General features: G+C 63.1%; 12 protein-coding genes. 4 read left to right on the top strand and 8 right to left on the bottom strand.

The window, feature by feature from the left end:
- Positions 1 to 13: 13 nt before the first annotated feature.
- From MUU55_RS02000 to MUU55_RS02015, 4 genes are all read right to left on the bottom strand, one after another.
- Complete coding sequence (locus tag MUU55_RS02000; RefSeq protein ID WP_244759088.1) at positions 14 to 1,525, bottom strand: helicase HerA domain-containing protein; 1,512 nt, start codon at positions 1,523 to 1,525, stop codon at positions 14 to 16.
- A gap of 120 nt (positions 1,526 to 1,645) precedes the next feature.
- On the bottom strand, positions 1,646 to 2,407 hold the full coding sequence (murI, locus tag MUU55_RS02005; protein ID WP_244759846.1) for a glutamate racemase: 762 nt from the start codon (positions 2,405 to 2,407) through the stop codon (positions 1,646 to 1,648).
- Positions 2,408 to 2,423: 16 nt separating this feature from the next.
- Positions 2,424 to 3,260, bottom strand: coding sequence for an RNA methyltransferase (locus tag MUU55_RS02010; RefSeq protein ID WP_244759089.1), 837 nt, complete (start codon positions 3,258 to 3,260; stop codon positions 2,424 to 2,426).
- A gap of 67 nt (positions 3,261 to 3,327) precedes the next feature.
- Positions 3,328 to 3,903, bottom strand: coding sequence for a hypothetical protein (locus tag MUU55_RS02015; protein WP_244759090.1), 576 nt, complete (start codon positions 3,901 to 3,903; stop codon positions 3,328 to 3,330).
- Positions 3,904 to 4,119: 216 nt separating this feature from the next.
- On the opposite strand from MUU55_RS02015, the gene MUU55_RS02020 reads away from it, so the two are divergent.
- Both MUU55_RS02020 and MUU55_RS02025 read left to right on the top strand, forming a co-directional pair.
- Positions 4,120 to 5,334 carry an NADP-dependent isocitrate dehydrogenase gene (locus MUU55_RS02020; protein ID WP_244759091.1) on the top strand — a complete coding sequence of 405 codons (1,215 nt, stop codon included), beginning with the start codon at positions 4,120 to 4,122 and terminating at the stop codon, positions 5,332 to 5,334.
- Between the two features lie 111 nt (positions 5,335 to 5,445).
- Positions 5,446 to 6,084, top strand: coding sequence for a glutathione S-transferase family protein (locus tag MUU55_RS02025; protein ID WP_244759092.1), 639 nt, complete (start codon positions 5,446 to 5,448; stop codon positions 6,082 to 6,084).
- Between the two features lie 166 nt (positions 6,085 to 6,250).
- Here MUU55_RS02025 and MUU55_RS02030 read toward each other — a convergent pair whose 3' ends face one another.
- Positions 6,251 to 7,123: an AraC family transcriptional regulator gene (locus MUU55_RS02030; RefSeq protein ID WP_244759093.1), complete on the bottom strand. Its 873-nt coding sequence runs from the start codon at positions 7,121 to 7,123 to the stop codon at positions 6,251 to 6,253.
- A gap of 175 nt (positions 7,124 to 7,298) precedes the next feature.
- Between MUU55_RS02030 and MUU55_RS02035 the strand changes: the two genes are divergently transcribed.
- Positions 7,299 to 8,966, top strand: coding sequence for a SulP family inorganic anion transporter (locus MUU55_RS02035; protein ID WP_244759094.1), 1,668 nt, complete (start codon positions 7,299 to 7,301; stop codon positions 8,964 to 8,966).
- On the opposite strand, the gene MUU55_RS02040 is transcribed toward MUU55_RS02035, so the two are convergent.
- The 3 genes from MUU55_RS02040 to recA all read right to left on the bottom strand — a co-directional run bounded on the left by MUU55_RS02040 (position 8,963) and on the right by recA (position 14,421).
- On the bottom strand, positions 8,963 to 10,345 hold the full coding sequence (locus MUU55_RS02040; protein WP_244759095.1) for a GGDEF domain-containing protein: 1,383 nt from the start codon (positions 10,343 to 10,345) through the stop codon (positions 8,963 to 8,965). The two genes, MUU55_RS02035 and MUU55_RS02040, sit on opposite strands and share 4 nt — an antisense overlap.
- Complete coding sequence (alaS, locus tag MUU55_RS02045) at positions 10,308 to 12,968, bottom strand: alanine--tRNA ligase (RefSeq protein ID WP_244759096.1); 2,661 nt, start codon at positions 12,966 to 12,968, stop codon at positions 10,308 to 10,310. The genes MUU55_RS02040 and alaS overlap by 38 nt, the downstream gene beginning before the upstream one ends.
- 367 nt (positions 12,969 to 13,335) lie before the next feature.
- Positions 13,336 to 14,421, bottom strand: a complete 1,086-nt coding sequence (gene recA, locus MUU55_RS02050) for a recombinase RecA (protein ID WP_244759097.1) — start codon at positions 14,419 to 14,421, stop codon at positions 13,336 to 13,338.
- 235 nt (positions 14,422 to 14,656) lie between these two features.
- Here recA and MUU55_RS02055 point away from each other — a divergent pair, with 235 nt between their 5' ends.
- Positions 14,657 to 15,604 (top strand): carbohydrate kinase family protein, encoded by a 948-nt coding sequence (locus tag MUU55_RS02055; RefSeq protein WP_244759098.1) that lies wholly within the window; start codon positions 14,657 to 14,659, stop codon positions 15,602 to 15,604.
- Positions 15,605 to 15,637: the final 33 nt, after the last annotated feature.

The raw sequence follows: 15,637 nt of genomic DNA on the forward strand, positions 1-15,637 counted from the left end.
CCGGAAAATCCGCCTATTCCGCCGCATCGCGGTGGGAATCGACAAGGTCCGGCCCGTTGGCGTCGCCCGGCAAGGTCTCGCAGCCGAGATCCGGGAAGGCGACGATGCGGTGGCCGGCGAGATCGCTGTGCACGACGACCAGCCCCTGCTCCTCGAAATAGCCAAGCAGACGACGCGCACGACGAGCCGAATGCGTGCCGTAGGCGCGCGCAATGCGGGCGTCCGACGGGCAGGCAAGCCCGCGTACTGCCGTCTGGGCAACGAGCAGGAACACGCCCTGCAAGTCCTCGGTAACATTGCGCGACAGCTCAAGCGCCCTGCCCCAGATCTCGGTGGCCGCTGTCTCGGCATCGACGCCGGAACGCGCCACCGCCATCTTGCGGCGGAACGCCGGAAGGGAAAGCGGTGCGCCAGGTACGCGGCGGATGCGGCAGCGCACGAGAAAATCCTGGAACAGTTCGGCATCGGCGCGGAAGGCCGCTTCCGGATTGCTGAGGATTTCGGCAAGTGCCTGATCGAGCAGACCTTCGCGCTCCTCGGCGGAGATTTCCGGCGTGGGCGCCTTGGTTTCCGTCTGAACCGGCTCGGGGCGTGCGCGGGAAAGTTCGGCAAGGATATCCGTCGTCGGTCGCGGCGCCGGCGGCGCGCGGCGCACGAGCGGGCGGGTAAACTCTTCCGGATCGGGCGTGAAGATCAGGTCTTCCACATCCTGCGGCGCATCCGGCAGCGGCATCAGCTTGGGGCTGGTCGAGCGCGCGGACGTCTCGACGGCGCCAATCGTCACCGGCAGCGGGCGGCGCGACAGCGCAGGACCCAGCGCCACGAAGGAACCGCGCGGCAGGTCGCGGAACATTTCCGCCTGCCGGCGGTCGAGGCCCAGCAGATCGGCGGCGCGCGCCATGTCGATATCGAGGAAAGTACGGCCCATCAGGAAGTTCGAGGCTTCGGCCGCAACGTTCTTGGCGAGCTTGGCAAGGCGCTGCGTGGCGATGACGCCGGCAAGGCCGCGCTTACGGCCACGGCACATCAGGTTGGTCATCGCACCAAGCGAGAGTTTTCTCGCCTCTTCCGAGACCTCGCCGCTGACGGCAGGCGCAAAGAGCTGCGCCTCGTCGACCACGACAAGCACCGGATACCAGTAGTCTCGGTCCGCATCGAACATGGCATTGAGAAAAATGCCGGCAGCGCGCATCTGCTCGTCAGCCTCGAGGCCCTCGAGCGAGAGCACGCATGAGACACGATGCTGGCGGATACGGGTCGCGATGCCGACAAGCTCGGCTTCCGTGCGCTGCCCATCGACCACGACATGGCCGAAGCGATCGGACAGCGTGACGAAGTCACCCTCGGGGTCGATGATCACCTGCTGCACCCAGGGTGCGGACTGTTCGAGCAGGCGGCGCAGAAGATGCGACTTGCCGGAGCCCGAATTGCCCTGCACCAGCAGGCGCGTTGCCAAGAGTTCCTCGATATCGAGCTTGGCCGGTGCGCCGCCTTGCACCGTTCCCATGTCGATGCCGACCTTCATCCCGTTCCTCGTTCCTGAAATGTGCGATTCGCCCAGCCGCCACCGGACATCCGGCAAGCCCTAACACGAAACGAGCCGCCGTCACGCGCGGCTTTTGAAAAACCCACAGGGAAAGCCGCGTCAGACGACGCGTAGACCAAAACCCTGCATCAGACGTCGTGTCGCAAAATCCGGCTTGCCGGAGGTGAAGACGGCGATGTCCTCACCCGGTGCCAGCGTTTCCAGCGGCGGCACGAGGCGGCGGGCCTGGCGGGCGATGGCTTCTGCGGGGTCGAGCCAATCGACGGGCCATGGGGCGAGCTTGCGAAAGAGGTTCGCGACGAAAGGGTAGTGCGTGCAGGCGAGCACGACGATGTCGGTCTTGCGGCCCATTTCGTCGACGAAACACGGAATGATTTCGGCGCGCACGGCCTCGTCGGACAGCGTTTCGCCGCGGATATAGGCCTCGGCCATGCGGGCGAGGTTTTCCGAGCCGACGAGGCGCACGTCACATTGCGTGGCGAAGGACTGGATGAGATCGCGCGTATAGGCGCGCTTGACCGTGCCGGGGGTGGCGAGCACCGAGACGAGGCCGGAGCGGGTGCGCTCGGCGGCGGGCTTGATGGCAGGCACCGTGCCGACGAATGGCATATGCGGGAATGCGGCGCGCAGATCGCTGCCGACGAGCGTGAAGGCCGTGTTGCAGGCGATGACGCAGATTTCCGGATTGTGCTCGTTCAGGAGTTTTCCAAAGAGCGCGATGATATGCGTCTTCAGCGCCGGCTCTTCCCAGCCGCCATAGGGAAAGCCCGCATCGTCGGCAACGTAGATGAAATGCCGCTCGGGCATCAGCACGCGGGCCTCGCGCAGCACGGTGAGGCCGCCAATGCCGCTGTCGAACATGAGGATAGGCTTGGCGCTATTCGTCAAGGTCACGGGGCTCTTTAGGCCGGCGGTTGCGGGTTCGGTTGGGGTTGGTCACGCCGCGCGGCGATTCCCTTGTAAAACGATCGAGGCAGGAAATGATGCCGCGCAAGACCTGGATCTCCGTACCGCTGAAGGAGGGACGCGTGAGGATGGCGCGCAGGTTCTCCACCAGTTTTGGCTTTTTTTCGGCAGGCCGGAAATAACCGCGTGCATCGAGCGTTTCTTCGACATGGTCGAAGAGGCCCTGCAGTTCTTCCTTCTTGGCCGGGCGCTGCGGCAGCGCATCGAAGGGCGTATCCTCCACGGAGGCGAGACCGCTCTTCATCCATTCGTAGCTCATGAGGAGCACGGCCTGGGCGAGGTTCAACGAAGCGAAAGCGGGATTGACCGGGAAGGTCACCAGCTCGTCGGCCAGCGCGATCTCCTCGTTGGTGAGGCCGGTGCGCTCGCGGCCGAAGAGGATGCCTGTCTTCTCACCCGCCCGAAAGCGGCCGCGCAGATCGTCCGCTGCCACGACCGGCGAGCGAACTTCCTTGTAGCCGTAACGGTCACGCGCCGTCGTCGCATAGACGAATTCGAGATCGGCGACGGCTTCCTCCAGCGAGGCATAAACCTTTGCCGCCTCGATGACGTGATCGGCCTTGCTGGCGGCGGAGATCGCCTTCTCGCTCGGCCAGCCGTCACGCGGGTTGACGAGGCGCAGTTCGGCCAGGCCGAAATTCGCCATGGCACGCGCCACCATGCCGATATTTTCACCGAGTTGCGGATGAACGAGGATGATCGCCGGTCCTTCGGCGATCATCGTGCGTTCGCTGTTCGTGCCTGCCATGCCAAATTTTCCCTAGAAAGTTGGCGCCTCACTGGCATAAACGGCCGGAAATGAAAAGCATCCGCTGCTATTCAGCGCTTTCGGGCGCTTCCACATTGCCACCATTGGCACCGGCTTCGGCGATCTCGACCATTTCCTTCTTGAGCGACGCGCCATCCTCGAAGCTGGGACGCTCGATATCGTCGATGACGGCATGGCCATCCTCTTCGATCATCTTGAAGACCAGCGTCTCCGGCTTCCAGTCGGGCGCGCGCTCGCCGAAACAATGGCTGTTGTCGAAGCTCACGGTCACGTCTTCCGCGCCATTGGCGGGCTGGCCCTCAGTGGTTTTCACATCCTTCAGCGCGCAACCATCCTGGCCGCCGATGATCGGGTCGTAGTCGAAGGGCGAGCCGCCATCGTCATAGGCCGGGAATTTCGCCGCCGCACGGTATTTCGTGACGAAATCCTTGCTGTAGAGCCGCTTCAGGAAATCGTCGCTGAAATAGTCGACATAGGGCGGGGGCGTGTCACTGTCGGTGCCCATGTCCTGCCAGTTGTTGGTCGCCGCCGACATGATCTCCGTGACGGGCGCCTTGAAATCGGCGGCGTGCACGGCGACGGGAAAGAGGACGGCGAGCGCCACGAGACCGAAACGCGACATGATATTCTCCATGGGATGGCGGCCACCCGGACGGGCCCCGCGAGCGAACCTTCCTGAAACGGAATTCGGGCAAAAGTTATTCCGCATCGCAACGAAAATAAACCGCCTCATTCCTTCGTTGGCTTTGCCTTCCGGGTCCCGGATGCTATAGGGCCAATCGGTTCTTTTGAAGTCCACGATCCGGGGCGTTCCGCCCCTACAAGCACGAGGCTCCCCATGGCAAAGATCAAGGTCGCCAACCCCGTCGTCGAGCTCGACGGCGACGAGATGACGCGCATCATCTGGCAGTTCATCAAGGACAAGCTGATCCATCCCTATCTGGATGTCGACCTTGAATACTATGACCTCGGCATGGAGAACCGCGACGCCACTGACGACCAGGTGACGATCGATGCGGCCAACGCCATCAAGAAGCACGGCGTCGGCGTCAAGTGCGCAACGATCACGCCGGATGAAGCCCGCGTCGAGGAATTCAAGCTGAAGAAGATGTGGAAGTCGCCGAACGGCACGATCCGTAACATCCTCGGCGGCGTCATCTTCCGCGAGCCGATCATCTGCAAGAACGTGCCGCGCCTCGTTCCCGGCTGGACCAAGCCGATCATCGTCGGCCGCCACGCCTTCGGCGACCAGTACCGCGCCACCGACTTCAAGTTCCCCGGCAAGGGCAAGCTGACGATGAAGTTCGTCGGCGAAGACGGCAAGGAAATCGAATACGACGTGTTCGACGCCCCCTCCGCCGGTGTCGCCATGGGCATGTATAACCTCGACGATTCGATCACCGAATTCGCGCGCGCCTCGTTCAATTACGGCCTGCAGCGCAAGGTGCCGGTCTATCTTTCGACCAAGAACACCATCCTCAAGGTCTATGACGGCCGCTTCAAGGACATCTTCCAGCAGGTCTTCGACGCCGAATTCGCCGACAAGTTCAAGGAAGCGAAGATCTGGTACGAACACCGCCTGATCGACGACATGGTCGCTTCGGCGCTCAAGTGGTCCGGCGGCTATGTCTGGGCCTGCAAGAACTATGACGGCGACGTGCAGTCCGACATCGTGGCCCAGGGCTTCGGCTCGCTCGGCCTGATGACCTCGGTTCTGATGACGCCTGACGGTAAGACCGTCGAAGCCGAAGCCGCGCACGGCACGGTGACGCGCCACTACCGCCAGCACCAGAAGGGCGAGGAAACCTCGACCAACTCGATCGCCTCGATCTTCGCCTGGACCCGTGGCCTTGCCCACCGCGCCAAGCTCGACGGCAATGCGGAACTGGCGAAGTTCTCCGAAACGCTGGAACGCGTCTGCGTCGATACCGTCGAATCGGGCTTCATGACCAAGGACCTCGCGCTCCTCATCGGTCCCGATCAGCCGTGGCTCTCCACGACGGGCTTCCTCGACAAGATCGACGAAAACCTGCGCAAGGCCATGGCGGCCTGAGCCTGAAAACACTGAGAAAGCCCGTCCATCGCGCCGGGCTTTTTCTTGTGCGCAGGCTTGCGGCCTCCCTGCCGCGCCCTATTCTCCCCCTCGCCGTTCGAGGAGGACATCATGGCCGATGAGCTTGTTTTCTACAGCAACCCGATGTCGCGCGGGCGCATTGCCCGCTGGATGCTGGAGGAGGTCGGCGCGCCCTACCGCACGGAATGGCTGACCTATGAAGGCTCGATGAAGGCGCCGAATTATCTTGCGGTCAACCCGATGGGCAAGGTGCCGGCCATCCTTCACGGCAAAACCGTGGTAACGGAAGCCGCCGCCATCTGCGCCTATATGGCCGACGCCTTCCCCGAAGCCGGCCTTGCCCCGCCAACCAGCCAGCGCGCCGATTATTACCGCTGGATGTTCTTCGCCGCCGGCCCAGTGGAAATGGCGGTCTCGCTGAAAGGCTTCGGCATTGCCGTTCCGAAAGAGCGTGAGCGCAGCATCGGCTGCGGCAGCTACGAATCGGTGCTGGACGCGCTGTCCTATGCCGTCAGCCGCACGCCCTATATCGCGGGCGACAGCTTCACTGCCGCGGACGTCTATGTCGGCGCGCATATCAGCTGGGGCCTGCAATTCGGCACCCTGGAGGCCCGTCCGGAATATCAGGTCTATTGGGACCGCCTGAAGGATCGCCCCGCCTGCCTAAGAGCAAAGGCGATCGATGATGAAGAGATGCATCGCCAGCTCGGGGCGGCGAAAGCTACCTAATAACCGACAACTGCCTCTCCTTCGTCATCCTCAGGCTTGACGCGAGGATTCATGCGGCGAGCACAACGCTTGTGGGGTGGATCCTCGGGTCAAGCCCGAGAATGACGTTGTGAGGATGGGAGGCCGAGACAAACAACGTCACGGCCCCAAGCTCACCCCCCGTAGCTCAGGCCGCGGCCTCGATCGCCGGCTGCAAGGGCAGGCAGATTTCCGTGATCAGTTCATTCGGCGGCACGTCGCGCGGGTTGTTGAGATAGGCCTCAAACATAACCTCGTCGCGGATCGAGCGGCCGGAAGCCGGCAGCCAGGTGGCGTAGAGCCAGCGATAGGCCGCGCCCATATCGGCATAGGGGCCTTTGTGGCGCAGCACGGCGTAGTCACCGCCGGCCAGCGTGCGGCGTTCGAGCGGCGCGTCCGCCGGGACATTGGCATCCGCCGTGACGCAGGCATAGGAGCGGAGCTTTTCCTCAGGCACGAGATCGGGATCATCCAGGAAGAGGCCGATCATGCGCATGTCGGGCGTGAAGAGGTTGCGGGAAAACAGGGCGCCGTAGAGCGCCTCGAATGCCTTGCCGATGCCCATGTAGGACCCGGTATGGGGAATCGAGAGCAGCGTCTGTTCGGGAATGGTGCGGATGGCGATATCATACATGCGGGACGTTTCCTTGCCGTGTTCGGGTTCGAAAGCGCGATGGGGGCCCTCCTTGCGGTAGCGCGCCGGCGGCATGCCATAGCCAGCCGCGAAGGTGCGCGTGAAGGATTGCAGGTTGGGATAACCCCAGCGCGCGGCGATGTCCCGGACCGAGCGGTCGCTTTTCACCAGATCGCCCGCCGCACGGTGCAGGCGGAGCCGCCGGACGGTCGTTGCCAGCGTCTCGTTGTGCACAGCACGGTAAACACGATGCCAGTGATGGGCGGAAAGGCAGGCGATGTCCGAGAGCCTGTCGAGGTCGAGATCCTCATCCAGATGCTCGTAGATATAGGCGGAGACGCGCAGAAGACGCTTCTCGTAGGCGGCCCAGATCGCGTTCTCGCTCATGCCTTTTCCTTTCTCGTCGGGACGCATTCAACCAAGCACGGAGCGATTTCACAAATCCTGCGCTTCTGCCATGGCCACATTTTTCGACACACTTGACGTCCGTCAATTGCATCGGCGTCCGACTCGGCGTGAGATAGGCGTGCCAGGCCCCACCCACCGGCTCCTCGAGGCTCCCATGACCGATACTTTGACGCCCAAGCTCGCCAGCGTTTTCGCGGAGGGTTACGGCGGCGCGCGTCTGCGGGCCGATGCACTTTCGGGGCTGACCGTGGCGATCGTCGCCCTACCGCTTTCCATGGCCATCGCCATCGCCTCCGGCGTCACACCCGACCGGGGTCTCTATACCGCCATTGTCGGTGGCTTCCTCGTCTCGGCATTCGGCGGCAGCCGCTTCCAGGTGGGCGGACCGGCCGGCGCCTTCATCGTGCTGATTTCCGCGACCGTCGCGAGGCACGGCGTGGAAGGCCTCCTGCTCGCCACCTTCCTGTCCGGTCTCATCCTGGCACTTGCCGGATACTTGCGGCTGGGAAAGTACATCAAGTTCATTCCGTACCCCGTGACGGTCGGCTTTACCGCCGGCATCGCCGTCATCATCTTCGCCAGCCAGATCAGCGAGCTTTTCGGCCTCAAGCTCGATGGGCGCGAACCCGGTCCGATCCTCGAAAAACTCGCCGCCCTCTGGGCCGCCCGCCCGACCTTCACCCCCGCGGCTGTCGGCGTCGCCGGCCTTACCATCGCCGTCATCCTGCTGCTGCGCCGCTTCCGTCCGACCTGGCCTCACCTCCTCATCGCCGTCACGGTCGCCTCCGTCGCGACCGCACTTCTCTCCCTGCCCACGGACACGATCGGCACGCGCTTCGGCGGGATACCGCATGGTCTTCCCATTCCGGCACTGCCATCGTTCTCGCTGGATCTTGTCGTCGCGGTTCTGCCGGACGCCATCGCCTTCGCCCTGCTCGGCGCCATCGAGTCGCTGCTCTCGGCGGTCGTCGCCGATGGTATGACCGGACGGCGCCACCGCTCCAGCATGGAACTCATCGCGCAGGGGTTTGCCAATATCGGCTCGGCACTGTTCGGTGGCATCTGCGTGACCGGCACCATCGCCCGCACGGCGACGAATGTGCGCTCGGGTGCAACCAGCCCCGTCTCCGGCATGCTGCACGCGCTGTTTCTTCTCCTCTTCATGCTCGTCGCCGCACCGCTTGCAAGCTACATTCCGCTTGCTGCGCTTGCCGGCGTGCTCGCCGTCGTCGCGTTCAACATGGTGGAACGCCCGGCCATTGCGGCTCTCATTCGCTCGTCGCGCGGCGATGCAGCCGTCGTCGTCGTGACCTTTCTGCTCGTCGTGTTCCGCGATTTGACGGAGGGTATTGTCGTCGGCTTCCTGCTCGGGGCGGTATTGTTCATCGACCGCATGGGCAAGGCCGTCGATATCCGCGAGGAAAGCGTGCCGCGCCTCGTGCGCGCCATCGAAAATGCCGGCGAGGACGATGGCAATGCACGGGAGCGACCGGTCGTGGCAGACGATCCCGATACCGTGGTCTATCGCATCAGCGGTGTGTTCTTCTTCGGCGCTGCCGCCAGCGTCGGCTCCGTGCTCGACCGCATCGCCGACCAGCGGCGCAACTTCGTGCTCGATTGCACCGATGTTCCGCTGATCGATTCCACCGCCGCCAGCGTTATCGAAGGGTTGGTGCGCAAGGCGGGCCGATCCGGCGTCCAGGTTTACATTGCCGGCCTGAAACCGGAGATGCGCCGTCTTCTGGAGGCGCACGGTCTGCACGACCATGTGATCTTCACGAATACGGCAAGCCAAGCGCTTGAGCGCATCGCATCCGTTTAGCCGGCGGCAGCGACACCAGCGGAATGGACGGGCGGCCTGCACAGCCGCTCGGCAAAACCGGCCAGGACGGCGGCAGGCGCCGCACGCATGACGCGGTTGCGTCCGGCCTCTTTCGCGGCGTAGAGCGCGCCATCAGCGGCCGAATGCAGCCGGTCGAAATCCGCGCCGAAGGTCGCGACGTCGGCAAGGCCGATGCTGACGGAAACACCGATCTCACGGCCCTCGCTCAGAATATTGAGCGCCGCAACCTCCTGCCGCAGTCGCTCGGCAAACTGTTCAGCCTGCGTCATGTCGTGCAGAGGCGCAAAAAGGGCGAATTCCTCTCCACCGAAGCGGCAAAACAGCATGCCCTCCTCCAGTGAGGCCGAGATGCGCGCCGCGAAATGCTTGAGAACCGCATCGCCCGCCACATGGCCATGCGTATCATTGATTGCCTTGAAGCGATCGAGATCGAAAATCATCAGCGTGCCTTCATTCCGGTCTTCAAGATGGGCGCGCGTGTCCTCGAAAAACGAACCCCGATTGGCGATTCCCGTTAGCGCATCGGTACGGGACGCCTCACGATACAGCGCCTCGCCGCGCTCCTTGATGAGTACAAGCATGGCGACGGCGGCAAGAATGGTGTGGGCAAAAAGCTCCAGCGAAAAGATTGCGAACCACGCTGAATAGGCTGTTCCATGTCCCATTTCCGCCGGAGTAATGATCGCCAGCGGTATGCGCATCGAATAGACTATGCCGTGCGAAAAGAAGAATACCGCCGACAGTGTGCGCGTCGGCAGCCGCTCCCCTTTCCGTCCACGCCAGATATCCCAGGCCATCCAAACGGAATAGACGCTGATAATCACGGAAATGACGACAATCCGCGCATTCACATCCCCGGCGACATAAGGCGAAAACAGATAGGCGAGGCTCCACAGGATAGGACCGGCCAGCACGACGGACAGGTAGACCGGTCGCCGGTCGAAGACACGAAATCCCGCCCACATGAAGGAGTAGCCGAAGGCAGCGAGCGCGTTGCCAAGCCCGACGGTCAGCAAGGGAAAGCCCATGGGGCGGAGTGCGAAAAATAGTGTGCAGGCGGAGCCGACCCACATGGAAAGGCACCAATAACCAGCTGCCGCATGGCGCCGGTCGGTCAGCCAGACCTGCAACATGAAAATCCCGACGACCACGGTCGACAGGAAGGTACAGATCATCAAGGTTGAAATACTGATGACATCTTCAATCAAAACACGCTCTCCGCACAGTGAAGATGCTAGGCGCAAAGCTTGAAGACTTCGCAAACAAAACGGCGGGCCAGAAGCCCGCCGCCGTATCGATACAGGATGTTTGAACGCCGGATCAGCCGGCGATGACGGCAGCCACCACTTCCACGGCATCCGCTGCCCTGGAGCCATCGGGACCACCAGCCTGAGCCATGTCGGGACGGCCGCCGCCGCCCTTGCCGCCGAGCGCTTCGGAGGCGCGGCGTACCAGCTCGACGGCGCTGAAGCGGCCCGTCAGGTCATCGGTGACGGCCACGACGGCACTGGCCTTGCCATCCGGCGAAACGCCGACGAAGGTGACAACACCCGAGCCGAGGCTCTTCTTGCCCTCGTCCGCCAGGCTCTTCAGATCCTTCGGCTCGACGCCGGTGACGACCTTGCCGAGATACTTGATGCCGGCAACCTCGCGAACGCCATCATCGCCGCCCGAGGGGCCACCGGAAAGCGCAAGCTTCTTCTTGGCTTCCGTCAGTTCGCGCTCGAGCTTGCGACGCTCATCGACCAGCGCCTCGACGCGGGCGAGCACCTCGCCCGGCTGGGCTTTCAGCGCGGTGGCGAGCGCCTTCACGCGTTCGTCCTGTTCGGCGAGATAGGCACGAGCCGCCTCGCCCGTAAGGGCTTCCAGGCGGCGCACGCCGGAGCCGACGGCGCTATCGGAGAGAATGCGCACGAGGCCGATTTCGCCGGTGGAGGCGACATGCGTGCCGCCGCACAGTTCGACCGAATAGGCGCGGTTCGCCTTGGCGCCGCGAATGCCCTGGCCCATCGAAACGACGCGGACTTCGTCACCGTATTTTTCGCCGAACAGTGCCATGGCACCCTCGGCAATTGCGTCGTCCACCGTCATCAGGCGGGTGGTGACGGGTGAATTCTGCACGATGATCTCGTTGGCCATGTCCTCGATGACGCGCAGTTCGTCTGCCGTCATCGGCTTCGGATGCGAAACGTCGAAGCGCAGGCGTTCGGGCGCCACCAGCGAGCCCTTCTGGGCAACGTGGGTGCCGAGCACTTCGCGTAACGCCTCATGCAGCAGGTGCGTTGCCGAGTGGTTCGCACGCAGGCGCGAACGGCGGGCGTGATCGACAGTGAGCGCGACGGCATCGCCGACCTTCAGCGTGCCCTCGGCAACAGTCCCGACATGGACGAAGACGCCCTCGCCCTTCTTCTGCGTATCGGAAACGGTGAGCTTGGCAGCGTCCGACGAGATGATACCGGTATCGCCCATCTGGCCACCGGATTCGCCGTAGAACGGCGTCTGGTTGACGACGATCTGCACCTCTTCGCCGGCGGCGGCATTATCGACCGCCTTGCCGTCGCGTACGATCGCCTGGATCACGCCTTCGGCCGTCTCGGTGTCATAGCCGAGGAATTCGGTCGCGCCGTGCTTTTCCTTGAGCTCGAACCAGATGGTTTCCATCGCTTTGTCGCCGGAACCGGCCCAGTGCGAGCGTGCTTCGGCCTTCTGGCGCTCCATGGCATCGGTGAAGCCGGAGAGATCAACGTTGATTTCGCGGGCGCGCAGCGCGTCCTGCGTCAGGTCGAGCGGGAAGCCGTAGGTATCGTAAAGCTTGAAGGCCGTCTCGCCGTCCAGCATGTCGCCCTTGGTGAGCGTCGAGGTGGCGTCGGAGAGCAGGTTGAGGCCGCGTTCCAGCGTCGTGCGGAAGCGGGTTTCCTCCAGCTTCAGCGTCTCGGAGATCAGCGCTTCGGCGCGCTGCAGTTCCGGATAGGCGCGACCCATTTCGCCAACCAGCGTCGGCAGGAGCTTCCACATCAACGGTTCCTTGGCGCCAAGCAGCTGCGCATGGCGCATGGCGCGGCGCATGATGCGGCGCAGCACATAGCCGCGGCCATCCTTGGCCGGCAGAACCCCGTCGGCGATCAGGAAGGCTGAGGAACGCAGATGGTCGGCGATGACGCGGTGGCTGGCGCGGGCCTCGCCTTCGGCCTTGACGCCGGTTGCCTCGACAGAGGCGTCGATCAGCGCGCGGAACAGGTCGATATCGTAGTTGTCATGCTTGCCCTGAAGCAGGGCTGCGACGCGCTCGAGGCCCATGCCGGTATCGATGGACGGGCGCGGCAGGTCGATGCGTTCTTCCTTCGTCACCTGCTCGAACTGCATGAAGACGAGGTTCCAGATCTCGATGAAGCGGTCGCCATCCTCTTCCGGCGAGCCGGGCGGGCCGCCCCAGATATGATCGCCGTGATCGTAGAAGATTTCAGAACACGGGCCACAGGGACCGGTATCGCCCATCGCCCAGAAATTGTCGCTGGTCGGGATGCGGATGATGCGGTCGTCGGTCAGGCCGGCGATCTTCTTCCAGAGGTCGAAGGCCTGGTCGTCGGTATGGTAGACGGTGACGAGAAGGCGCTTCTTATCGATGCCGAATTCCTTGGTGATAAGGTTCCAGGCGAGCTCGATGGCGCGTTCCTTGAAATAATCACCGAAGGAAAAGTTACCGAGCATCTCGAAGAAGGTGTGGTGGCGGGCGGTATAGCCGACATTGTCGAGGTCGTTGTGCTTGCCGCCGGCGCGCACGCATTTCTGCGCGGTCACGGCGCGCGAATAGGGACGCTGCTCAAGGCCGGTGAAGACGTTCTTGAACTGCACCATACCGGCATTGGTGAACATCAATGTGGGGTCATTGCGCGGCACGAGCGGACTGGACGACACGACCTCGTGTTCATTTTTGCGGAAATAGTCGAGGAAAGTCGACCGGATTTCATTCACGCCGCTCATATCGCGTCCTTCATCTCTGCACTGTCTACGCCTCAAGCCGAGCGCAACATCCACCAAATTTTCATGTTCAGCAGATGCGAAACCGCCCCGCCGGCCGGAGTGCCCGCCGGAGGCCTGGCAAGGCCATCCATCCGCGAATTCCGTCGAACCTTCCGCGCAACGGTCGCCCATCCGGCAGAAAGGCCGAAAATCGCGGGCGCGCGCGAGAACTGAAGGCTTTTATCGCCCGCCTCTTTCCCTGTCCAGACATCAAAAAACCGGCCTTTCCAGAAGGAGAGGCCGGTTTTTCATATTTTATTCCGCGCATGCCGCAATCAACAAACCATCGCATGCATTTGCGACAGACCGATCAGGCGCCGCGCAACGATCAGGGCTCGCCGTCGCCACCATCGTTCGGATCCGGCCCACCGTTCTCCAGGAAGCGGTCGGCGATCAGGCCGGCATTCTGGCGCAACGTCATCTCGATCTCGCGGGCGACATCGGGATTATCGCGCAGGAACGTCTTGGCGTTTTCACGGCCCTGGCCGAGGCGCTGGCTGTTATAGGAGAACCATGCGCCCGACTTCTCGACGATGCCGGCCTTGACGCCGAGATCCACGAGTTCGCCCGTCTTGGAAACACCTTCACCGTACATGATGTCGAATTCGACCTGCTTGAAGGGCGGTGCCATCTTGTTCTTGACGACCTTGACGCGGGTCTGGTTGCCGATGACTTCGTCGCGCTCCTTGACGGCGCCGATGCGGCGGATGTCGAGGCGGACGGAGGCGTAGAACTTCAGGGCGTTACCGCCCGTCGTCACTTCCGGCGAACCGTAGACGACGCCGATCTTCATGCGGATCTGGTTGATGAAGATGACCATGGTGTTCGACTTGGAGATCGAGGCGGTCAGCTTGCGCAGCGCCTGGCTCATCAGGCGAGCCTGAAGACCCGGCAGGCTCTCGCCCATCTCGCCTTCGATTTCGGCGCGCGGCGTGAGTGCAGCAACCGAGTCGACGACCAGAACATCGATCGCGCCGGAGCGCACCAGCGTATCGGTGATTTCAAGCGCCTGCTCGCCGGTGTCGGGCTGCGAGATCAGGAGGTTTTCGAGATCGACGCCGAGCTTGCGGGCATAGACCGGGTCGAGCGCATGTTCGGCATCGACAAAGGCGCAGATGCCGCCCTTCTTCTGGGCTTCCGCGATGGTCTGCAGCGCCAGCGTCGTCTTGCCCGAGCTTTCCGGACCGTAGATTTCGATGATGCGTCCCTTGGGCAGACCACCGATGCCGAGCGCCACGTCGAGGCTGAGAGAGCCCGTCGAAACCGTCTCGACCTCGATGACGCTGTCCTTGCCACCGAGCTTCATGATGGAGCCCTTGCCGAACGAGCGCTCGATCTGAGAGAGAGCCGCTTCGAGTGCCTTGCTTTTATCCACTGATTTTTCCTCTACGAGCCGCAAAGTGTTCTGTGCCATTTGGTCCACCTTTAGGTTATTGAAGCAAGACAGGCAACGAAGCCGTCGATGAACGGTATGTACACATTTTGTTCTCATTTTGCAAGATGCATTCATGCACTTGAATGATTTCGTGAATCGGGGGGGTGTTCTATTTTCGTTTCAGGTGGATAAGACCGGCGCATGAACAGGAACAAATCGGTGTCCGATGGAGCGTGATGCGCGCGAATCGGCCTGCCGGATGTGAAGGAAGACGATGACGGAGAAAACGATTCTGGTGATGGGCGGCGCCCATGTGGACAGGCGCGGACGCATTGCCGGCGAGACGGCGCCGGGGGCGAGCAATCCCGGCAGCTGGTTCGTCGAGGCGGGCGGCGGCGCGTTCAACGCGGCCCGCAACCTCGCCCGGCTCGGCCATGCGGTGCGGCTGGTCTCACCGCGCGGCGGCGATGCGGACGGCGATATCGTCGCGGCGGCGGCTGAGGCCGCCGGCGTCGAGGACACGCCCTTCGTCTTCCTCGACCGGGCGACGCCGAGCTATACGGCGATCATCGAGCGGGACGGTAACCTCGTCATCGCGCTTGCCGATATGGAGCTCTACCGGCTGTTTTCACCACGCCGACTGCAGCAGCGCGCCATGCGCGAGGCGATGGCGGCGGCTGGACTGATGCTGACGGACGCCAATCTACCCGCCGACACGCTCTCCACGATGTCCCGGATCGCAAAGGCAGCGGCTGTGCCGCTAGCCGGCATCGCCATTTCGCCGGCCAAGGTCGTGCGGTTCCGCGAAAGCCTCGATGCTCTCGCCTTCCTCTTCATGAACGAGGCGGAAGCACGGGCCTTAACGGGGGAGGATGCGCAGAACCCGGCCGACTGGCCAAAGATCCTGCGCGCCACCGGTCTTTCCGCCGGTGTGGTGACGCGGGGCGGGCGCGGCGTTATCGCCTTTGACGAAACACAGGCTGCGTCGGTCGTTCCGCCTGCTATCCCCGAGCTCGGCGATGTCACGGGCGCGGGCGATTCGCTTGCCTCCGGTTTTCTCGGCGCCGTGCTCGGCGGCGCAGGCATCACGGAGGCGCTGCGCTACGGTGTGGCGGCAGCCACCATCACCGTGCGCTCGCCGCTCGCCGTCGCCGAAGAAATGTCGCAGGCAGCGCTTGCCGCCGCACTTTCGCTTGTGCCGCAGGTCGAAATCCTGTCATGAGACTTTTTTGCCCAGATTTCCTCCCAGGATTTT

The sequence above is a fragment of the Shinella curvata genome (assembly GCF_022899935.1).
GTDB lineage: Bacteria > Pseudomonadota > Alphaproteobacteria > Rhizobiales > Rhizobiaceae > Shinella > Shinella curvata.

What these genes read in the sequence shown, in the direction of transcription:
- MUU55_RS02000 (WP_244759088.1), bottom strand. Translation starts at nt 1,525, where the DNA reads ATGAAGGTCGGCATCGACATGGGAACGGTGCAAGGCGGCGCACCGGCC.
- murI (WP_244759846.1), bottom strand. Translation starts at nt 2,407, where the DNA reads ATGTTCGACAGCGGCATTGGCGGCCTCACCGTGCTGCGCGAGGCCCGC.
- MUU55_RS02010 (WP_244759089.1), bottom strand. Translation starts at nt 3,260, where the DNA reads ATGGCAGGCACGAACAGCGAACGCACGATGATCGCCGAAGGACCGGCG.
- MUU55_RS02015 (WP_244759090.1), bottom strand. Translation starts at nt 3,903, where the DNA reads ATGTCGCGTTTCGGTCTCGTGGCGCTCGCCGTCCTCTTTCCCGTCGCC.
- MUU55_RS02020 (WP_244759091.1), top strand. Translation starts at nt 4,120, where the DNA reads ATGGCAAAGATCAAGGTCGCCAACCCCGTCGTCGAGCTCGACGGCGAC.
- MUU55_RS02025 (WP_244759092.1), top strand. Translation starts at nt 5,446, where the DNA reads ATGGCCGATGAGCTTGTTTTCTACAGCAACCCGATGTCGCGCGGGCGC.
- MUU55_RS02030 (WP_244759093.1), bottom strand. Translation starts at nt 7,123, where the DNA reads ATGAGCGAGAACGCGATCTGGGCCGCCTACGAGAAGCGTCTTCTGCGC.
- MUU55_RS02035 (WP_244759094.1), top strand. Translation starts at nt 7,299, where the DNA reads ATGACCGATACTTTGACGCCCAAGCTCGCCAGCGTTTTCGCGGAGGGT.
- MUU55_RS02040 (WP_244759095.1), bottom strand. Translation starts at nt 10,345, where the DNA reads ATGCCGTGGAAGTGGTGGCTGCCGTCATCGCCGGCTGATCCGGCGTTC.
- alaS (WP_244759096.1), bottom strand. Translation starts at nt 12,968, where the DNA reads ATGAGCGGCGTGAATGAAATCCGGTCGACTTTCCTCGACTATTTCCGC.
- recA (WP_244759097.1), bottom strand. Translation starts at nt 14,421, where the DNA reads ATGGCACAGAACACTTTGCGGCTCGTAGAGGAAAAATCAGTGGATAAA.
- MUU55_RS02055 (WP_244759098.1), top strand. Translation starts at nt 14,657, where the DNA reads ATGACGGAGAAAACGATTCTGGTGATGGGCGGCGCCCATGTGGACAGG.